This is a genomic window from Lentibacter algarum, from assembly GCF_040580765.1.
Classification (GTDB): domain Bacteria; phylum Pseudomonadota; class Alphaproteobacteria; order Rhodobacterales; family Rhodobacteraceae; genus Lentibacter; species Lentibacter algarum.
Genome location: NZ_CP158687.1, coordinates 1650846 through 1669869 on the forward strand (window position 1 = coordinate 1650846; position 19024 = coordinate 1669869).

Sequence of the window (19024 nt, forward strand, 5' to 3'; positions counted from 1 at the left end):
GGCTTGAAGCCCTGCAAAACTCCTGTAAGGTTTATGAATTAAACAAACGTTCAATTCGCACGCACAACTGAACTATGGGAGGAGACCGTCATGGACTTTGCATTGAGTGAAGAGCAAACGCTGATCTTTGATATGGCTAAGAGCTTTGGCGCAGAGCATATCGCCCCCTTTGCTATGGACTGGGAAAAAGCCGGTACGATCCCCAAAGACCTTTGGCCAAAGCTCGCGGAGCTTGGTTTTGGCGGCTTATATGTCAGCGAAGATAGCGGTGGATCTGGCTTATCTCGCCTTGACGCGACGCTGGTTTTTGAAGCTCTTGCAATGGCTTGCCCTGCCGTTGGCTCCTTCCTGTCGATCCACAATATGTGCGGCGGCATGATTGACAAATTCGGTTCGGAAGAGACCAAGGCCAAGTGGCTGCCTGATCTGTGCAGCATGGAAAAGGTCTTCTCCTACTGCCTCACAGAACCGGGCTCTGGCTCGGATGCGGCGGCACTTAAGACCCGCGCGGAAAAGACAAACGAGGGCTATAAATTAAACGGGACAAAGGCGTTTATCTCTGGTGGCGGGTATTCAGACGCCTATGTCACGATGGTTCGTACGGGCGAAGACGGCCCCAAGGGTATCTCGACAGTGGTGGTCGAAGACGGCGCAACAGGCCTCAGCTTTGGTGCTCTTGAAGACAAAATGGGCTGGCGTGCGCAACCCACCGCACAAGTGCAATTTGATGACTGCACTGTGCCGCACGACAATCTCATTGGTGAAGAAGGCAGCGGCTTTGCCTATGCGATGGCCGGTTTGGACGGCGGGCGCCTCAATATTGCAGCCTCGGCTCTTGGCGGCGCACAAAACGCGCTCGACCTAACGATGCAATATATGAAAGAACGCAAAGCCTTCGGAAAATCCATCAACCAATTTCAAGCTCTGCAGTTCCGTCTGGCTGAATTTGAAACCCAGCTGCAGTCATCACGCATTTTCCTGCGTCAAGCAGCATGGAAGCTCGACACTGGCGCACATGACGCAACAAAGTTTTGCGCCATGGCGAAGCTTATGGTGACTGACGTTGCCTTTGACGTGGCCAACGGTTGCTTGCAGCTTCACGGAGGCTATGGCTACCTTGCAGACTACGGGATTGAAAAGATCGTTCGAGATTTACGGGTACACCAAATCCTTGAAGGAACCAACGAAATCATGCGCTTGATCATCTCTCGGCAGATGATTTCCGACGCATCATGAGCGACATTTCCGTCAGGATCGAAGGTGTCGCGGGACGCATCACCCTATCCCGCCCAAAGGCGCTGAATTCTGTTACATATCAAATGGTTACGGCTATTCACGCGGCGCTTGACATTTGGCGCGACGACGCATCAGTCAAGCTTGTGATCATTGATGCCGAGGGCGAAAAAGCATTCTCCGCAGGCGGTGACATTGCGGAGCTTTACGAGACTGGCCGAGGCGGCGATTTCAGTTTTGGGCAAACCTTCTGGCGAGACGAATATCGCATGAACGCTGCGCTTCATGACTACCCCAAGCCAGTCGTTTCCTTCCTGCAGGGCTTCACAATGGGTGGCGGTATGGGCGTCGGATGCCATGGATCGCATCGTATCGTAGGCGAAAGCTCACAAGTCGCTATGCCCGAATGTGGAATTGGACTTGTACCTGATGTGGGCGGTTCAATGATTCTTGCAAATGCCCCAGGCGCGACCGGCGCCTACCTCGGTTTGACAGGCGCTCGAATGGGAGCTGCAGATGCTATTTATGCCGGTTTTGCAGATACTTACATTCCTGAAACACAATGGTCAGAGTTGATTTCAGCGCTCGAAAACGGGGCTGACATTAATGTTCTGGATAATGCCGCGATCTCTGCACCGCGGGGCGAACTCGAACGAAATCAAGGCGAAATCAGCCATATCTTTGAAGGCAGAACTCTGCCTGAAACCATTATCACCCTTTCTGCAAGCGACACTGACTTTGGCGCGGCAACCCTTAAAGCCGTTCTGCGCGGCTCGCCCTTGTCTATGGCCGCGACGCTGTTAATGATGGCAGCGCTCAAAGGAAATCACGACATCCGCGAGGCCCTCACGCTGGAATATCGGTTCACCGCGCGAGCGATGGAGCATGGTGATTTTCTCGAAGGCATTCGCGCTGCAATCATCGACAAAGACCGCACCCCGCACTGGAAACATGCGGCAGACACTATTGACCAGAGCGCAGCGGAAGCCATGTTGGCGCCGCTCGGCGCGCTGGAGCTTACATTCCCCAAGGAGAAAGCCTCATGAAAATCGGATTTATCGGACTTGGCAACATGGGCGCGCCTATGGCGGCCAATCTGGCAAAGGCAGGCCACGACGTCACTGGATTTGACATGGCCAATATTGTTGTGGATGGCGTGAATCTCGCTTCTAGCGCCGCTGACGCGGCCAAAGAGCAGGACGTGGTAATTACGATGTTGCCAAATGGAGCAATACTGCGATCTGTGGCCGCTGATGTACTCCCTGCCATGAACAAAGGCGCAGCGCTGGTAGACTGCTCGACTGTAGACGTCGACAGTGCACGAGCGGTTGCGGCTGATGCTGCAGCTGCAGGCTTGCTATTTGTTGACGCGCCAGTGTCAGGAGGCGTTGGCGGTGCCACTGCCGGCACCCTTACTTTTATGGCTGGCGGGACACAGGAAGGCTTTGCAAAAACAGCGCCGCTATTTGATATTATGGGGCAGAAAGCCGTTCATTGCGGAGATGCGGGCGCTGGCCAAGCAGCCAAAATTTGCAACAATATGATTCTTGGCGTCACCATGATTGCAACCTGTGAGGCCTTTGCCTTGGCGGATAAGCTCGGGCTAGATCGACAGAAAATGTTCGATGTGGTCAGCACCTCTTCTGGCTACTCTTGGACGATGAATGCTTACTGCCCCGCGCCAGGCGTCGGACCACAAAGTCCTGCCGACAATGGGTATAAGCCCGGGTTTGCGGCGGAGTTGATGCTGAAGGATTTGAGGTTGTCTCAGCAGGCGGCGGAGTCTGCGGATGCGGACACGCCTATGGGGCAGACTGCAATGGCACTTTATGAGAAATTTGTTGAGCAAGAAGAAGGGCTTGGCATGGACTTCTCGGCGATGCTGCCGCGATTTGAGGGGCGTGGACGGGGCTAACAGCGCAAAAACGCTCTGCCCCCGCAGCAGAACGCCCGGGTTAACGCACCGCGCGCGGTGAACGCAGTCAATCGGTGCTTTGGCTTTTCACAGATGCGGGCTAGAGTTGTGAAAACGTCAAGTCGAGCACCTGTTATGAGTACCCCAAAGCACAACGCCGCCATCTGGTATGCCAGTGATGGCTATGACCCTGACAACAAGGGCATAAATGGGCGGCGTGTCGCGGGAGCCTCTTTCCTGAAGGGCTTTGCCGCGCACGGGCGCGTCGAGGAGTTTGTAAGCCTGAGCGAAAACCACCGCGGCGCCAAAGCCTTTGAGGCTCAAATGCGCGCTCTGGGGGTCAGCCAGCCAATTCGCGGGGTTTCCTTTTTTAACGCCCGCAAGATTGCACCTGTTGACGTCGTTTACTACCCCGCTCCCAACTACGCGAGTGAGCTCTGGCGGCGTCAAAGCCTTGGAAGCAAAGCATATTCCATCTGCGGAATCACACATACAACTGCAACAACGGCTGTCATGCAGGGTGCTGTTGACCTCAGACTTGCACCGCAAATGCCTTGGGATGCGGTGATCTGCACCTCAAAAGCCGTTCTGGCAAGCCAAGAGGCACAGCAAGATATGGCTGATGATTATTTGCGCGCCCGCTTTGGCAATACGCCTCCACGCCCAGTCATGCCTGTCATCCCGCTGGGGATAACGCCTAAAGATTATGCCCATGATCCTAAGGCGCGCACACGGCTCCGAAAACGAATGAACTTAGGCGAAAAAGATGTTGTTATATCTACACTTTCTCGCCTCACTCCTTTTGGAAAATTTGATCCGTTTCCGCTCTTTATGGCCATGGAAGACGCTAGTCACAAATTGCCCAAAGGATTGAAGCTGCATTTTGTAGCCTGCGGGATTTACACGGATGAACACTCGCGCAAAATCTTTGAAGATGGCGCAGCAAAACTCATGCCGAATGTGAGCTTCACACACCTAGACGGAGCCAGCGCCGAGGCGCGCATCGAGGCGCTTTCAGGCGCAGATATTTTCACCTTTCCTATTGATAATATTCAAGAAACATTTGGTCTTGCCCCGCTTGAGGCGATGGCTGCGGGGCTGCCTCAAATCACAACGGACTGGGACGGGATGCGAGACACGGTGAGCGAGGATGTCGGCATCCGTGTGCCTACCCGCAGCCTACCTGCAGGGCACGGGGCGATTGATGCTTGGGGGTATCTCACAAAGAGGCTCTCCTATGCGCAATATAGCAACAATATCAGTGCAATGACCGAAGTCGACCTGCCTGCCTTGACCGAGGCGATTGTTACGCTGGCTTCTGATCCTATAAAGCGCAAAGCAATGGGCGCGGCAGGATTGAAACGTGTGAATGAGCAGTTTTCATGGAAGGTGATTATTCCGCAATATCAAGACCTTTGGGGCGAACTCTCATCTATAAGAGGCCATGCTGAAACGGGTGTGACCACCCCACATTTGCACCCAAACCCAATAGCTCCTTCGCCAATGAAGCTGTTTCAAAGTTATCCAAGTGCTCTTTTGCCCAAGGGCATCGCAGCTTGCGTGGCGACAGGCCGCGGGCCAGAGCTTGAAGAGATGTTTTCGCTGCGCCAATACGACAGGCTCAAACAACCCTTTGAAAAGCCAGATACTTTACGCCGCGTTCTTGACTGTATCACGGAGGCAGGCACGCGCGGGGCTGTGGCGACAGACGTGGCCAAGACCCTTTCGTTCAACCCTATGACAGTCGAGCGCTGCTATGCGTGGTTACTGAAGTATGGATACATCGCGCGAGTGGGTTAACGCGGCGAATAGGCGTCTGATTCTAGGGGGGTGATATGCGTGCACAACCCGTGCACAGAGCGTGCACCGGCGAAATGGGACGTTTGTTAAGAGAAAATTAGGTAATACAGCGACCGCTCCAGTCACAAAGACTTGTGAATATGCCGCAATCTTCGCTCTTCCCGCGCAGATCCTTTCGGCTTACATATACCGTTAGTAGAATATTAACTATGGAGGTCAATATGACCAAGAATGTCGGCGGCATCGACCGCATCCTGCGCATCGTTATTGGCGCGGCTCTGATTTTGGGATTTTTTCTGAACTCAGCCAATGGCTACAACTGGCTCTATTTGATCGGGATCGTACCACTCGCCACAGGCCTGATGAGCACTTGCCCGCTATATAAAATCTTCGGGTTCAACACCTGCCCGATGAAAAAGTAAGAAAAAAGGGCGGCTCGCAGGCCGCCCTCTTTCATTCTGCCGCAGTGCGCTTTGGATTGAGCATATCTTTTAGGTAGTGCCCCGTGTGACTGCGCGGCTCTCGTACAACGTCTTCGGGCGTTCCGACGGCGACGATCTCGCCACCGCCATCGCCGCCCTCAGGGCCAATGTCGATGATCCAGTCTGCTGTTTTGACCACATCAAGGTTGTGCTCGATCACGATCACAGTGTTGCCGCCCTCGACCAGCTCTTGCAGCACCTCAAGAAGCTTGCGCACATCTTCAAAATGCAGGCCTGTTGTCGGCTCATCCAAGATATAGAGCGTGCGGCCAGTGGAGCGCTTGGCCAGCTCTTTGGAGAGCTTGACACGCTGCGCCTCCCCGCCTGAGAGCGTTGTGGCCTGCTGGCCGACCTTGATATATCCAAGGCCCACGCGCATCAGCGCATCCATTTTCTCGCGGATCGACGGCACGGCCTTGAAGAACTCCTGCGCTTCTTCGACATTCATATCGAGCACATCGGCGATGGACTTGCCTTTGAACTTCACTTCAAGCGTCTCGCGGTTGTAGCGCGCGCCTTTGCAGGTTTCGCATTCGACATAGACGTCTGGAAGGAAGTGCATCTCGATCTTGATGACACCGTCGCCTTGGCAGGCCTCGCAGCGCCCACCCTTGACGTTGAAGCTGAAGCGCCCCGGCTTGTAGCCACGGGTTTTGGCTTCGGGGAGGCCTGCGAACCAGTCCCGAATGGGCGTGAAGGCGCCCGTGTAGGTGGCAGGGTTTGAGCGCGGCGTGCGGCCGATGGGGCGCTGGTCGATGTCGATGACCTTGTCGAGATACTCAAGGCCCTTGATGGTTTCGCAAGGTGCGGGCGTCTGGCGCGCACCATTGAGGCGCATCGAGGCGGTTTTGAAAAGCGTCTCGATTGTCAGGGTCGATTTGCCGCCGCCCGAAACCCCTGTAACGCAGACGAACTTGGCAAGCGGGAACTCGGCGGTAACGTTCTTGAGGTTGTTGCCAGTGGCTTTTACGACCTTGATTTTCTTGCCGTTGCCTTTGCGCCGCTCTGCTGGAATGGCGATCTCGCGTGCGCCGCTCAGATACTGGCCCGTGAGGCTGGCGGGGTCGTTTGTGACATGTTCGGGGGTGCCGTGGCTGACCACTTGGCCGCCATGGACGCCTGCGCCTGGGCCAATGTCAAAGACATAGTCAGCCTCGCGGATGGCCTCTTCGTCGTGTTCGACAACGATCACGGTGTTGCCCGCGTCGCGGAGGTTTTTGAGGGTGGTCAGAAGGCGGCCGTTGTCGCGCTGGTGGAGGCCGATGCTTGGCTCATCAAGCACATAGAGCACGCCTTGCAGGCCAGAACCGATCTGGCTCGCGAGGCGGATGCGCTGGCTTTCGCCGCCTGACAAGGTGCCCGAATTTCGGCTCAGTGACAGGTATTCAAGGCCGACGTTGTTCAGAAAGCCGAGGCGCTCGCCGATTTCCTTGAGGATCGCGCGGGCGATTTCATTTTTCTGGTTGCTGAGGCTGGCGGGCACGGAGTTAACCCAGTCGAGCGCCTCACGGATGGACTTCTGGACCACCTGCCCTGCATGCTCGCCCGCAATTTTCACCGCGAGGGCCTCTTCGCGCAGGCGGTAGCCGCTGCACGCGCCACAGGGGCGGTTGTTTTGGTAGCGTTCGAATTCTTCGCGAATCCAGTTGCTGTCGGTCTCGCGGTAGCGACGCTCCATGTTGGGAATGACGCCTTCGAACACGCGGCTGACCTGATAGACGCGTCCGCCCTCGTCATAGCGGAAGGGAATTTCCTCTTCGCCCGAGCCATAGAGAAACACCTGCTGCACATGGGCAGGGAGATCTTTCCACTTGGTGTTTTTGTCAAACTCGTAATGTTTGGCAATCGCCTCGATGGTTTGGAGAAAATAGGGAGACTTGCCCTTGCGCCATGGCGCGAGCGCACCATCATAGATTTTGAGAGTGCTGTCAGGGACAACGAGGTTTTCGTCAAAGAAAAGCTCAACGCCGAGACCGTCGCAGTCTGGGCATGCGCCGAAGGGCGCGTTGAAAGAGAACAAACGCGGCTCGATCTCGGGGATGGTGAAGCCTGAAACGGGGCAAGCGAACTTCTCCGAAAAAGTGTGGCGCTCTGGCTCGCCCTCGCTGGGGGCTGTCTCAAGGATCGCGATGCCATCGGCGAGGTCGAGCGCTGTGCGCAGGCTATCCGCGAGGCGTGTTTCCATGCCTTCGCGGATCACAATCCGATCTACCACAACGTCGATGTCATGGCGGAATTTCTTGTCAAGCGTGGGCGGCTCGTCGAGCTCATAGAATTCACCGTCAACTTTCACGCGCTGAAAGCCCTGTTTGCGCAGCTCAAGAAACTCTTTCTTATACTCCCCTTTGCGGTCACGAATGATTGGGGCGAGTAGATAGCCGCGCGTGCCCTCTTCCATCGCCATGATCCGATCAACCATATCCTGTACTTGCTGCGCCTCGATGGGCAGGCCCGTCGCAGGAGAGTACGGCGTGCCTGCGCGCGCAAAGAGAAGACGCAGGTAATCATAAATCTCGGTAACAGTGCCCACGGTAGAGCGCGGGTTTTTGCTTGTGGTTTTCTGCTCAATGGAAATGGCGGGGCTAAGGCCGCTGATGTGGTCGACATCGGGCTTTTCCATCATGTCAAGGAACTGGCGCGCATAGGCCGAAAGGCTCTCAACATAGCGGCGTTGGCCTTCGGCGTAGATCGTATCGAAGGCGAGCGAGGATTTGCCAGAGCCAGACAGCCCTGTGATCACCACGAGCTGATCCCGCGGGATATCAACATCAATCGACTTGAGATTGTGCTCGCGCGCGCCGCGCACTTCGATGTACTTGAGTTCGGCCATGCTTGCCCCTGCCTTCTTTAAACCAGATGGTTTCTCGGCTCAGGTGTAGTTAACTTCCGTGTAACTTCCAACAGCAAAATGAGAACATTGCAGGAACACGCTGCAAGGCAGGCATAGGTTCTACGACTGTTTTTATCAAACCGATGAAATCTCGTGCAAAGCAGCGTCTTTTTTTACATTCCATTATTTGAATTTATGTGTCACCTTTGCGTCAAGACACGCCCGCCCTGCCCGTTTTCTGGAGACTGATATGTTTGCCTTTTTGAAAGCCTTGAAACGCAGCGATGCCAAGCCCTTCTTGGCGCGGATTGCAGCGGGAGACATGATCTTGATTGATCTGCGTGAGGAAAACGAGCTGGCCGCAACAGGCTCTGCGCAAGGTGCGTTACATCTCCCCTTGGGACGACTGGCACAGGCCGCTGACCCAGCGAACCGAGCACGCCACAAAGCGCTTAGCGTTGAAAGGCCGGTAGCGCTCTATTGTGCCAGTGGTGCTCGATCGGCCCAAGGCGTTATGACCCTGCGCAGGCTTGGCTATACTGAGGTGCACAACTTGGGAGGCCTCAGCCACTGGCAGGCCGCGGGCGGCGCAATTCAGCGTTAAGCTGCCTAAGTCTTTTGGGCCAAGGCCCAAGCACAGATCGGAAAATTGGGATCATTGGTGAGATCGTCTGTTTCGGGGTCGTAAACGGGCGGCCAGTCTGGCTCAAGGTTGCGCGCGGCAGCGGCGCGGTTGCCCCACTCTTCGGATTTGATGCGCGCTTCTGCAAAGCCAGCCTCTATCAGCAGGTTTTTGAGGCCACGTGCAGACCAGCGAGAGCAATCATTGGGGGCCGCGTGATAGGGGAGAAAAAACGGGACAGCTATCCAGAGATAGCCACCGTCCCGCAGCATGTCATAGACATGACAGAGCGCGGTAAAGGGACGATCAAGGTGCTCCCATACCTGATTGGCGAGGATCATATCAAACTGGCGCATCTTGCCTTGGGCGTCTTTATAAGGACCAAGGCAGATGTCGTGCTCAGGATATTTGAAGCGCTCATAACTTTTGGCCTCAAACCGCTGGCCCCATTTGCCAGAGATTTCAGCGAGTTCCATCTTTTCAAGGGGCAGCTCTTTAAACCACGCAGAAGAAGACTTGTTCATCATCACGCGATTCAAAGAAACCATTGTACACACCTTTAAAAATGAATGGCGCGCCCATACGCATCTAGCACGCTTTCGTGCATCATTTCAGAAAGGGTCGGATGTGGGAAGACCGTTTGCATGAGGTCTTCTTCTGTTGTTTCAAGCTGACGACCAACGACATAGCCTTGGATCAGCTCAGTCACTTCTGCGCCGACCATATGCGCGCCGAGAAGCTCGCCTGTTTTGGCATCAAACACCGTTTTGACCATGCCTTCAGGTTCGCCCAGAGCGATCGCCTTACCATTGCCTACGAAGGGGAAGCGGCCCACTTTGACATCATAGCCAAGCTCTTTGGCTTTGGCCTCTGTATAGCCAACGGAGGCAACCTGCGGGTGGCAATAGGTGCAGCCTGCGATGCTTTCGGGGCGTACGGCGTGGGGCTTCTGCCCTGCGATCATTTCGGCAACCATGACGCCCTCGTGGGAGGCTTTGTGCGCAAGCCAAGGCGCACCTGCGATATCGCCGATGGCGTAGAGGCCTTCGACACCCGTGCGGCAATATTCATCGACGACAACATGCGTGCGATCGATCTGCACGCCGAGCGCCTCTAAGCCGAGGCCTTCAACGTTGCCGACGATACCGACAGCGGAAATAACAGTGTCAAACTCTTGGGTTTCGACTTTGCCACCCGTCTCAATGTGAGCTGTGACTTTTCCTTTGGCGCGGTCGAGCTTTTTGACCATGGCTTTTTCCATGATCTTCATGCCTTGCTTGACGAACTGCTTCTTGGCGAAGGCACTGATTTCAGCGTCTTCTACGGGAAGGACACGGTCCATCACTTCGACAACCGTCGTGTCGGCGCCGAGCGTGTTATAAAAGCTTGCAAACTCGATGCCGATCGCGCCAGAGCCGATAACAAGGAGCTTTTTGGGCATGCGCGGCGGTGTGAGCGCGTGCTTGTAAGTCCAGACCAAATCACCATCAGCCTCAAGGCCAGGCAGCTCGCGGGCACGCGCGCCTGTGGCAAGTACGATGTGCTTGGCTGTCAGTTCCTCGGCGCCCTTCTCGGTTTTGACGCTCACCTTGCCTTTTGCGGTCACGGTGGCTTCGCCCATGACAGTCGTGATCTTGTTCTTTTTCATCAGGTGGGAAATGCCACCCGAGAGCTGGCTCGCAACGCCGCGAGAGCGTTTGACCACAGCCTCAAGATCATAGTTGATGTTGTCAGCGGAGAGCCCGAACTCTTTGGCACGGTGCATCAGGTGAAAGACCTCGGAGGAGCGCAGCATCGCCTTTGTCGGGATGCAGCCCCAGTTGAGGCAGATACCGCCCATGTGCTCACGCTCGACGATCGCTACGTTGAGGCCAAGCTGCGCGCCGCGGATAGCGGCCACATAGCCGCCCGGGCCTGCGCCGACCACGATCATATCAAAGGATTTAGCTGCCATGTCTGTCTCCGGTCTGGTCACGGGAATCGCGTACTCACGACTGCACCAAAAATATTAGTTTGACGTTAAACTAATTTTCTTTTCAGGGCAATCACTCACGCGAATGCTGCCGCGAAATGCCACGCCATATCGAGTAACCTCTTGGAACAGAAGCGTTTAAGCGGCTTCCAGCTGTCTCACGGTCGCACCATATCCGCCATTCGCCATATAGATGGCTTCGTGACTGGTGGTTGCGCGCCCCAAAGCCTCATTGCGATAGGGGAAGCGACCGAACTCACGAATGACCTCGCGGTGAGCGCGTGCGTGGAGCAGGTTTGCAGCGCCCGTTTCGGGCATGCGCTCCATCATAAGACGAATGCAGCGGTCCTGATCGGACAGGCTTTCGGAGTGCATCAGTGGCAAATAGAAGAACTGGCGTTGCGGCTCTTCGGCCTTCAAATCCCAGCCCTTGGTAATCGCGCATTTGGCGGCACAGAGCGATTTCTTGTCTGTTGCAAAAGACTGCCCCGCGCCGCGGAACATATTGCGTGGAAACTGATCAAGCAGGATCACATAGGCCATGGCGCCTTCGGCGTTCTGGAGCCAGTCGCTCAGGCCACCCTCTGCGCCCAGCTCCCATGTGCTCAAAAAGCGGGTGCGGATCGTTTCATCAAGCGCGTCGGTGCTGTTATACCAGCCCTCCGGCCCTACCTCGTCTAGCCAAAAGGCCAGAACCTCGGCTGGTGTTACCTGTTCGCTCATGGGTTCAACTCCTCACCTTTTGGACCCTATCCAGTGAGGTTAGCCGCAATTATTTCAAATGAAAGTAAAGTTTTGCGACAAAATTAACATTTTTATGACGCTTCGGAACTTTCGTCTTCTTCGGCCCCCGCTTCAAGAGCGTATTCAACGGCAAGTGCGGAGGAGGACATCGAGACCGGAGCGTAGCTGCTGCTGGTCTCTTCGCTGGCGGGCGAGGCGCGCTGCGTCATGCGATAGGCGGCATAAAGCGTGAGCATGACAAGCAGGGTCGCAATCAGCAGGAAATAGGCCCCTGCCCCAAAGGTGCTCATGAGCCAACCTGTTATAATCGGACCAGAAATTGCGCCAAGCCCGTTGATAAACACAAGGCCGCCCGAGACAGAAGCCATATCCTCAAGCTCAATAAAGTCATTGGTGTAGGCCACAAGCAGAGAATAGAGCGGATTGGACAAGCCACCAATGAGAAAGGCAGAGACAAGCAGTAACGTATACTGCCCGCCCGAGGCCATGCCGATAAAGGCGCCAACAGCGCAGACAGCGGCAACAATCATGATCAATTGGCGGCGGTCCATGCGGTCTGAGAGCCAGCCAAGCGGATACTGGATCAGTGTCGCGCCGATGTAAAACATCGACACGAAAAGCGATATTTGCCCAAGGGTGAGGCCAACTTGTGTGCCGTAAACAGCGCTCATGCCGAACTGGGCGGCGAACACTCCACCAAGTAGGAACATACCGACACAACCGAGTGGTGAAATCTCCATAATCTCGCGCAGGGTCTTGGGCTTGGTCGCTTCAAAAGCAGGTGTTGGGCTGACCGACAAGAGAATGGGCGCAAAAGACACCGAAACCAGCACCGAGATAATAACGAAGAGAACATATCCCCCCGGATCGGCTACCAAAAGCAGCGCTTGGGCAATAATGATCCCGAGCATCTGCATGATCATATAGAGCGAGAGCGCTTTGCCTCGGTTCTGGTTGTCTGCGGAGTTGTTCAGCCAGCTTTCGGCTGTGACATAAACGCCAGAAAAGCAAAAGCCGATGATCACGCGCATTAACGTCCAAGCCCAAGGGTCTGTCCATGTCGGATAAAGGATTAGCACGGCGGAGATAAACGAACCTAGCGCCGCGAAGACGCGGACATGGCCGACACGGCGGATCATTGTGGGCGTCATGCGCGAGCCACCGAGGAAGCCGACAAAGTAAGCCGACATGACGATGGACATGGCAAAAGGAGAAAAGCCCTCAATATCGCCACGCACGCCAAGCAACGTACCTTGCAGGCCGTTGCCAACCATCAGGAGCATCATTCCGAGCATGAGTGCCCATGACGACGAGAGAACTTGTAACATTGCTTTTCCTTTTGCCCTTGGCCGTGCGTGGACCTCTAAGCGCCTTATGTCGGGATCAAAAGCGACATTTCCCGTCTGTTTTAGTCTTAAGGCAAAAGAAGCGAGGAATCGCCGTATGAAAAGAAGCGATACTGGGTGTCTATCGCATGTTTGTAAATTTCCATGACACGTTCCTGCCCCATGAGCGCAGAAATCAACATCATCAAGGTGGATTTTGGCAGATGAAAGTTTGTCATCAGGCCATCAGCCACTTTAAATTCAAAACCCGGGTAAATGAAGATATCGGTTTCGCCCTGCCACGGCGCGATCTGACCTGTGGGCTTTGCGGCGCTCTCAATGAGCCTGAGGGCTGTTGTTCCCACAGGAATTACGCGTCCACCTGCCGCTTTGGTGGCGGCAATCTCGGCAGCCGCCTCTGGTGTGACCTCGCCCCATTCTGCGTGCATTTTATGAGTTGTGACGTCTTCGACCTTCACGGGCAGGAACGTACCTGCACCGACATGTAGCGTCACATAACTGAAGGCGACACCTGCGGCGGCCAGGGCGGCGAGCAACGCTTCGTCAAAGTGCAGCGAGGCAGTCGGGGCAGCGACGGCCCCTGTCTGGCGCGCAAAAACTGTCTGGTAGTCGGTTTTGTCTTGCTCATCGGCCGCGCGTTTGGCGGCGATATACGGCGGAAGCGGCATGGCACCTGCTTCGTTGAGCGCAGCTTCGAAAGCGTCACCTTCAAGATTGAACGCGAGCTCTGCTTGACCATCGCTGCGGCTGACGAGCGTGGCGCGCAGGCCTGCGGCAAAGGCGATTTCTTCACCATCGCGGATTTTGCGCAGAGGTTTGATGAGCGCGGACCAGCCGCCGCTGGCCGTCGGGCTGAGAAGCGTGACTTCCATGCTGGATTGGGTCAGCCCTGTTTCTCCCAAGCGCTCGCGCGTGCCAAAGAGACGAGCGGGAATGACTTTTGTATCGTTGATCACGAGCCTGTCGCCTGCGCCGAGCCAGCGGGTGAGATCAATCACGCTGGCATCCTTGATCGGCGCGCCAAGGCTTGCTCCCTGCGCAACCAAGAGGCGTGCAGAGGAGCGCGGGCGCGCAGGGCGCGTTGCAATCAGGGCTTCGGGCAGATCGAAGTCAAAGTCGGAAAGTTTCATAAGATTTTTATCGCTTTATCTCGGGCGGTGGGCGGCGGAATATCTCGCGGAACATGCCGGGCGTAAAGATCGAAAGCGGATTGACCTGCACATTCGGGTCAGAGGATGTGCCGCGCAGATTATAATTAAAGCCAACAAGGCCTTCGCCTTTGCGGGTGAAAATAGCGCCGATGCCATTCACAATGAAGAAGGGCGAGACAACACCTTGCATATCCATCGCGCCAGAGGCTAGATCGTAATAGCCATCCATCGAGATGCCCATGGATGTGCCTACGGCGCTGGCTTTGCTCACCACCACGCGGCGCGGGGTGAGCTGAAAGCTTGATTCAACCTCATTGAAAAGAATGCCCTGCCCGCCAAGTTGCTCGAGCAGTCCGACCACGCTGGCGGCATTTAGAAGTTCGGCCATCGCCGGAGCATCTTTGAGGCGCACGCCTGTCATAGAGAGCACGCCGTTGTAGCTGCCCTTGGCGGACGCAGGCGCCATTGTGAGGTCAAACATGCCACCAGAGGCGTTTTTCAGAAGGCCTGCCGCCTTGAGCACCTGTCCGCCATCCTCAGAGCGCAGACGGAAGGCGCTACGAGAGCCTTGAGGCACAACGCGCCCTTCGACGAGCGCTTGACCGTTTACGCTGCCTGAGAAATTGCCTTCAAAGCCTTTGGATGTGGAGAATTCACCACGAAAGCTGCGCAAGGAGATTCCAGAGGAGATCACCAGCTCATCAAGGCGTGCGCCGATCGGGGGGCTGTCTGCCGCGCTCGCGCCGCCTGCGGAGCCGCCTGTTCCAAGGGTGGTTTGGCTCAGGTCCAGCCGTCCACCGCTGATCTCGATACGAGGGGCGCGGCCTTGGCCGCGGGCGACAATCTTAAGCGGAACATTGAGCCAGTTTCCGATGGTGACCCGCTCGAAGCTGGCATTCTGGAATGCACCCTCTTCAAGCACGACGCTTCCGCTGGCCTTGAGCCCTGACGCTTCAAGCCTGATAGCATCCACTTTCATATCCGCGCCAAGGCGACCAGAAACCTCGAGACGACCTTTACTATCTTGGCCGTGGCTCCAGCCGATTTGGGGGATGGCAAGACCAAGCCCCGCGAGATTGGAAGAAAGCGAGAAGCTCGGCCCCTGCCCTTTGGGAAGCGTGAGGGCGATGTTGGCCATGCTTCGCCCAGAGACGCTGCCCGCTGGCAAGCCAAGACGGAAGGCACGGACGAACTCGGGCGATATCTCAATCGTACCGTCAACCGTGGCAGCTGCGGCATCCGCGCCGAGCGGTGCTTGAAAACGCCCCGAGACGGGAATGGTATCCAGCCGCCCTGCCCCTGAGATCAGAAGCTCTTTCGGGGTCACGCGGACATCAAGCTTGGGGCTGGCGAGCACACGGCCCGGGACAATGACCTCACTGCGCACATCTGCGAGCGACGCCGTAATGTCATAAGTGAGTGCGCCGGGCGGTGGGTTTTTCTGCATGGTCCAGCCGATGGAACCTGAAACTGCGGCACGCCCATCGGCGAGCGTGACAGGGAGATTTGTACTGCGTAGCGCATTGATCGGCTCTTGATTGATCAGGCTCAGAACGGCCGTAATCTGACCCTCTGCGCGCAGGTTTACCACAGCTTTTGCAGGTGCTGGGAGCGTACGCGGAATAATGAACTCTGTGCCTGTCACATTGAGCCGTCCGCCTTCTGGGGCGGTGACTGTCCCGCTGTTGGCGCGCGCGGCAAAACGTTTGCGCAGCAGGCTGGCCTGCCCTGACATGTTCTCGATCAAGGGCATATCAGGCAGAAAGCGGAGTTTGACACGCTCAAACCCGAAGGAGACAAGTGGCTCGGCCTTAACATCTGGCCCTGCGCGCAGGGCAAACTGAGCCTCGTTTATATGACCTTCCAACACATTCGCTGAGACCCACTCGCGCGTCTTTTCGCCTGCCTTTTCGGGCCATACAGCCAGCACCTGCGCCAGATCCAGCGCCTCGGCGGCGGCCTGAACTTGATAGCTCCATCCTTTTTCGAGCGCTTCAAAGCTGCCTTCAATATGATACGCGGTTTCGCCATCCTTGAGGCCCAACTGACCCAATTCAACCCGAAACGGATCAAGACTGAGGCGCAGATCAGCAAAGCCGCTCTCAAAGGTTACAGGCTCTGGCAGCAGCTCGGACGGATTGGCCGAAATACCTGCAAGGCGCAACTGACCGATGAAAGCTTCGGGCCACCCACCTTCGTCCATGACAAGGCCAAGCTTGCCCTCGGCGCGCAGGGTGACCCATTCGCTTTGCAGGTTGATCTCGTCAAAGAGGACCATATTGGTCACTGGGTCATAGGTCAGATAGGTGCGTGCAGAGCGGAACGGAATCGGCGTTGCTGCGTCATTGGGCTGGAGAGCGCCTTCTGCGATTTGCAATGTGGCACTGAGCGGGCCAAGTGCGCCCTCGCTGTTCATGGACAGCCGCAAGGCTCCAGAAATAGGTGCGCGAAGGGCCTCAAGCCACGACAGCGCTGCCGCTTGGGTGGCCAAATCACGGGCGGGAAAATCAGTCAAATTCAAGCCAACAAAGGCCTGATCTGCGCCTGCTTTGCGCTCAAAGCTAAGCTCCACTCCAGCCGCTGAGGCACCACCTGTGAGCAGTGCAAAATCAGCGCGCGCGCGCAATTCGCCCAATGTGTGTAAAAGTTCAAGTCGCCCGCCATCAACCGTCCAGTTGCGGCGGGCGCGCTCGTCTTCATAGCGCAGGGTCACGTCAAAGATGTCCAGCCGTTCAAAGAAAGCAAAGGCCTCGCGCGCGAGCAGGTCATCGACCTGCGCCATGATCTGGCCAAAGCCTGCGCCCTCCTCTCCGGCCCCGTCACTGGCTGTGTTGAGCTCTTCGCCAAAGCTGAGCCAAAACGCCCCTTGTGTGTCTCGTCGCAGGCCAAGGCGCGTCCCCGAGAGGCGCAAGTCTGTTGGGCGGATCGCGCCCTCGACCAAAGGCTGCAGGGCGATCCCGAGAGACAGGCTGTCAAAGGAGACAATCCGAGCACCAGCGCCATCGAGCAGCTCTGTATCGCTCAAAAGAACGCGCGGTGCCCACCCCTCTTCAAGCACGATAGCCGCTGCGCCAAGGCGCGCAGAATAAGGCGCTATATCGCGATTGATCTGAGCACTCAGACGCGTGGCGGCCCACTCGGGCACAACAAGTGGCTCACTGCGCAAGGCAAGTAGCCCTATGACGCCCGCCACCAGCAATAGCGCCAACAGAGCAAGGCTAAGCAGGCCCACTGCCGCGCGCCGCCGCACACTGCGCCGCTTTTTAGGCGGCGCGGCAGCCTCGGGGCTGTCTGGCGTTGGGCTGTCAGGCTCTGTGGTCATTCTCCGCTTTCAGGCCAGTTCATGGCCGGACGTGCGCCGGCGGTTTTATCTCATCGGTTTGGCCGCTTGGGGCGTAACAGATATACAGTGCACGCGGGCTTTGACGTTGCGCGCATGCGCTTGCGATAATATGAAACCCCACGAGACGGTAGAGGTAAAGCCAAGATGACCCAAGATACGCAATTTCCTGCCCCAGACTTCAGCCTCCCAAGCGATACGGGCGAGACAGTGAGTCTTGCTGGATTGAAGGGCCAAGCTTTTGTTTTGTTTTTCTATCCGCGCGACAACACCCCAGGCTGTACGACGGAAGCCAAGGGCTTTTCCGCGGATATGAGCGCCTTTGAAGCGGCAGGCGCGCGGGTCTTTGGCGTTTCCAAAGACAGTCTTGAGAGCCACGGCAAGTTTCGCGCCAAACAGGATCTTACCGTTCCGCTGCTGTCCGACGAGCACGGCAGCCTATGTGAGGATCTCGACGTTTGGAAAGAAAAGAAGATGTACGGAAAAAGCTTCATGGGCGTCGAGCGCTCGACCTTTCTGATTGATGGCGCGGGAACCGTTGTGCGCGCGTGGCGCAAAGTGAAGGTGCCTGGGCATGTGGAAGATGTGCTGGCCGCTGTGAAGGCGCTTTGAGGTGACACAAACGCTCGCGGAAATGGCGGTCGAGGTGCTTAACACGGCTGACGGGCGCGCGAAAACCGCGCTCGCACGCCAGCACGCGGCGACATGGTTTGCGGCGCGCGACGCGGGCACCCCCCTTGAAATCGGGACCGCCAGCCCGCCGATGCACCCTGCTCGCCCCGAGGCACCAGAGCTGCTCAGCCCGCGCGATGTACCACGTCGAAAACCCGGCTCCGAAAAAGGCCGCATCGCGCTTTTGCATGCGGTTGCGCATATCGAACTCAACGCGGTTGATCTGCATTGGGATATTATTGCGCGGTTTTCGCATGTGCCCTTTCCGCTGGGCTACTATGACGACTGGGTCAGAGCCGGCGACGAAGAAGCGAAGCATTTCAATCTCGTAAGTGACTGCCTTGAAGCTCTGGGCAGCTATTATGGGGCCTTGCCTGCCCATGCGGGCATGTGGCGTGCAGCGGAAGACACGGCAGAGGATATCATGGGACGCCTGGCTGTCGTGCCGATGGTGCTGGAAGCGCGCGGCCTTGATGTCACGCCAGGAATGATTGAGATTTTTCGCAAGGCGGGACTTGATGACGCTGTGGAGGCGCTGCAGATCATTTACGGTGAGGAAGTCGGCCATGTCGCCTATGGATCAAAGTGGTTTCACTTCCTCTGCGGGCGCGACGGGATTGACCCGAAGCCCGAGTTTCATCGCCTTGTGCGGCATTACTTTCACAGCCAGCTGAAGCCCCCGTTCAACGAAGAAAAGCGCGCTGAAGCGGGGATACCGCCTGATTTTTATTGGCCACTGGCCGATGAGACACCCGTGGCTAAACGCTAAAGTGCAGCGCAGTATCGGCGAGATTTCGCCGTAAATATCATGTTTCCAATATGATGCGCCCCAAAGCGGCCAAAAAACTTGCGCCCTTGGGAACAGGGCGTTAATCCCTTTTGAGATGGCAATCTGGGGATGGGCCGTCATGCTGCGA

The 19024-nt window shown here is 56.5% G+C and carries 15 protein-coding genes; 8 read left to right on the forward strand and 7 right to left on the reverse strand.

Annotation, left to right across the window (positions count from 1 at the left end):
• Positions 1 to 90: 90 nt before the first annotated feature.
• The 5 genes from DSM117340_RS08010 to DSM117340_RS08030 all read left to right on the forward strand — a co-directional run bounded on the left by DSM117340_RS08010 (position 91) and on the right by DSM117340_RS08030 (position 5370).
• Positions 91 to 1236 (forward strand): acyl-CoA dehydrogenase family protein, encoded by a 1146-nt coding sequence (locus tag DSM117340_RS08010; protein ID WP_089890665.1) that lies wholly within the window; start codon positions 91 to 93, stop codon positions 1234 to 1236.
• Positions 1233 to 2279 (forward strand): enoyl-CoA hydratase/isomerase family protein, encoded by a 1047-nt coding sequence (locus DSM117340_RS08015; protein ID WP_089890663.1) that lies wholly within the window; start codon positions 1233 to 1235, stop codon positions 2277 to 2279. The genes DSM117340_RS08010 and DSM117340_RS08015 overlap by 4 nt, the downstream gene beginning before the upstream one ends.
• The gene (gene mmsB, locus DSM117340_RS08020; protein ID WP_089890661.1) at positions 2276 to 3148 is read left to right on the forward strand and encodes a 3-hydroxyisobutyrate dehydrogenase; all 873 of its coding nucleotides are present in this window, start codon (positions 2276 to 2278) and stop codon (positions 3146 to 3148) included. The genes DSM117340_RS08015 and mmsB overlap by 4 nt, the downstream gene beginning before the upstream one ends.
• 135 nt (positions 3149 to 3283) lie before the next feature.
• Positions 3284 to 4948: a glycosyltransferase family 4 protein gene (locus DSM117340_RS08025; protein ID WP_271437486.1), complete on the forward strand. Its 1665-nt coding sequence runs from the start codon at positions 3284 to 3286 to the stop codon at positions 4946 to 4948.
• A gap of 221 nt (positions 4949 to 5169) precedes the next feature.
• On the forward strand, positions 5170 to 5370 hold the full coding sequence (locus tag DSM117340_RS08030) for a DUF2892 domain-containing protein (protein WP_089890656.1): 201 nt from the start codon (positions 5170 to 5172) through the stop codon (positions 5368 to 5370).
• Between the two features lie 31 nt (positions 5371 to 5401).
• Here the strand turns inward: DSM117340_RS08030 and uvrA are convergent, their stop codons facing one another.
• Positions 5402 to 8260, reverse strand: coding sequence for an excinuclease ABC subunit UvrA (uvrA, locus tag DSM117340_RS08035; RefSeq protein ID WP_354689571.1), 2859 nt, complete (start codon positions 8258 to 8260; stop codon positions 5402 to 5404).
• Between the two features lie 250 nt (positions 8261 to 8510).
• Between uvrA and DSM117340_RS08040 the strand changes: the two genes are divergently transcribed.
• Positions 8511 to 8864, forward strand: coding sequence for a rhodanese-like domain-containing protein (locus tag DSM117340_RS08040; protein WP_089890652.1), 354 nt, complete (start codon positions 8511 to 8513; stop codon positions 8862 to 8864).
• Positions 8865 to 8869: 5 nt separating this feature from the next.
• Here the strand turns inward: DSM117340_RS08040 and DSM117340_RS08045 are convergent, their stop codons facing one another.
• The 6 genes from DSM117340_RS08045 to DSM117340_RS08070 all read right to left on the reverse strand — a co-directional run bounded on the left by DSM117340_RS08045 (position 8870) and on the right by DSM117340_RS08070 (position 17417).
• Positions 8870 to 9430, reverse strand: coding sequence for a methyltransferase domain-containing protein (locus DSM117340_RS08045; RefSeq protein ID WP_089890650.1), 561 nt, complete (start codon positions 9428 to 9430; stop codon positions 8870 to 8872).
• A gap of 11 nt (positions 9431 to 9441) precedes the next feature.
• Positions 9442 to 10836 (reverse strand): dihydrolipoyl dehydrogenase, encoded by a 1395-nt coding sequence (gene lpdA / locus DSM117340_RS08050; RefSeq protein WP_089890647.1) that lies wholly within the window; start codon positions 10834 to 10836, stop codon positions 9442 to 9444.
• Positions 10837 to 10992: 156 nt separating this feature from the next.
• Positions 10993 to 11577 (reverse strand): DUF924 family protein, encoded by a 585-nt coding sequence (locus DSM117340_RS08055; RefSeq protein WP_089890644.1) that lies wholly within the window; start codon positions 11575 to 11577, stop codon positions 10993 to 10995.
• Positions 11578 to 11669: 92 nt separating this feature from the next.
• A complete protein-coding gene (locus DSM117340_RS08060) occupies positions 11670 to 12926 on the reverse strand; it encodes an MFS transporter (protein WP_089890641.1) in 1257 nt (418 codons plus the stop codon).
• A gap of 86 nt (positions 12927 to 13012) precedes the next feature.
• Positions 13013 to 14074, reverse strand: coding sequence for a tRNA preQ1(34) S-adenosylmethionine ribosyltransferase-isomerase QueA (gene queA / locus DSM117340_RS08065; protein ID WP_089890639.1), 1062 nt, complete (start codon positions 14072 to 14074; stop codon positions 13013 to 13015).
• A gap of 7 nt (positions 14075 to 14081) precedes the next feature.
• A complete protein-coding gene (locus tag DSM117340_RS08070; RefSeq protein WP_089890637.1) occupies positions 14082 to 17417 on the reverse strand; it encodes an AsmA-like C-terminal region-containing protein in 3336 nt (1111 codons plus the stop codon).
• A gap of 165 nt (positions 17418 to 17582) precedes the next feature.
• Here DSM117340_RS08070 and DSM117340_RS08075 point away from each other — a divergent pair, with 165 nt between their 5' ends.
• Positions 17583 to 18047: a peroxiredoxin gene (locus DSM117340_RS08075; protein ID WP_089890635.1), complete on the forward strand. Its 465-nt coding sequence runs from the start codon at positions 17583 to 17585 to the stop codon at positions 18045 to 18047.
• A 22-nt stretch (positions 18048 to 18069) separates the two neighbouring features.
• The gene (locus DSM117340_RS08080; RefSeq protein ID WP_089891630.1) at positions 18070 to 18876 is read left to right on the forward strand and encodes a ferritin-like domain-containing protein; all 807 of its coding nucleotides are present in this window, start codon (positions 18070 to 18072) and stop codon (positions 18874 to 18876) included.
• Positions 18877 to 19024: the final 148 nt, after the last annotated feature.

Coding starts and splice junctions, on each gene's coding strand:
- lpdA (WP_089890647.1), bottom strand. CDS start 10,836: ATGGCAGCTAAATCCTTTGATATGATCGTGGTCGGCGCAGGCCCGGGC.
- DSM117340_RS08010 (WP_089890665.1), top strand. CDS start 91: ATGGACTTTGCATTGAGTGAAGAGCAAACGCTGATCTTTGATATGGCT.
- DSM117340_RS08080 (WP_089891630.1), top strand. CDS start 18,070: ATGGCGGTCGAGGTGCTTAACACGGCTGACGGGCGCGCGAAAACCGCG.
- uvrA (WP_354689571.1), bottom strand. CDS start 8,260: ATGGCCGAACTCAAGTACATCGAAGTGCGCGGCGCGCGCGAGCACAAT.
- DSM117340_RS08040 (WP_089890652.1), top strand. CDS start 8,511: ATGTTTGCCTTTTTGAAAGCCTTGAAACGCAGCGATGCCAAGCCCTTC.
- mmsB (WP_089890661.1), top strand. CDS start 2,276: ATGAAAATCGGATTTATCGGACTTGGCAACATGGGCGCGCCTATGGCG.
- DSM117340_RS08025 (WP_271437486.1), top strand. CDS start 3,284: ATGAGTACCCCAAAGCACAACGCCGCCATCTGGTATGCCAGTGATGGC.
- DSM117340_RS08070 (WP_089890637.1), bottom strand. CDS start 17,417: ATGACCACAGAGCCTGACAGCCCAACGCCAGACAGCCCCGAGGCTGCC.
- DSM117340_RS08045 (WP_089890650.1), bottom strand. CDS start 9,430: ATGGTTTCTTTGAATCGCGTGATGATGAACAAGTCTTCTTCTGCGTGG.
- DSM117340_RS08015 (WP_089890663.1), top strand. CDS start 1,233: ATGAGCGACATTTCCGTCAGGATCGAAGGTGTCGCGGGACGCATCACC.
- DSM117340_RS08060 (WP_089890641.1), bottom strand. CDS start 12,926: ATGTTACAAGTTCTCTCGTCGTCATGGGCACTCATGCTCGGAATGATG.
- DSM117340_RS08030 (WP_089890656.1), top strand. CDS start 5,170: ATGACCAAGAATGTCGGCGGCATCGACCGCATCCTGCGCATCGTTATT.
- DSM117340_RS08075 (WP_089890635.1), top strand. CDS start 17,583: ATGACCCAAGATACGCAATTTCCTGCCCCAGACTTCAGCCTCCCAAGC.
- queA (WP_089890639.1), bottom strand. CDS start 14,074: ATGAAACTTTCCGACTTTGACTTCGATCTGCCCGAAGCCCTGATTGCA.
- DSM117340_RS08055 (WP_089890644.1), bottom strand. CDS start 11,577: ATGAGCGAACAGGTAACACCAGCCGAGGTTCTGGCCTTTTGGCTAGAC.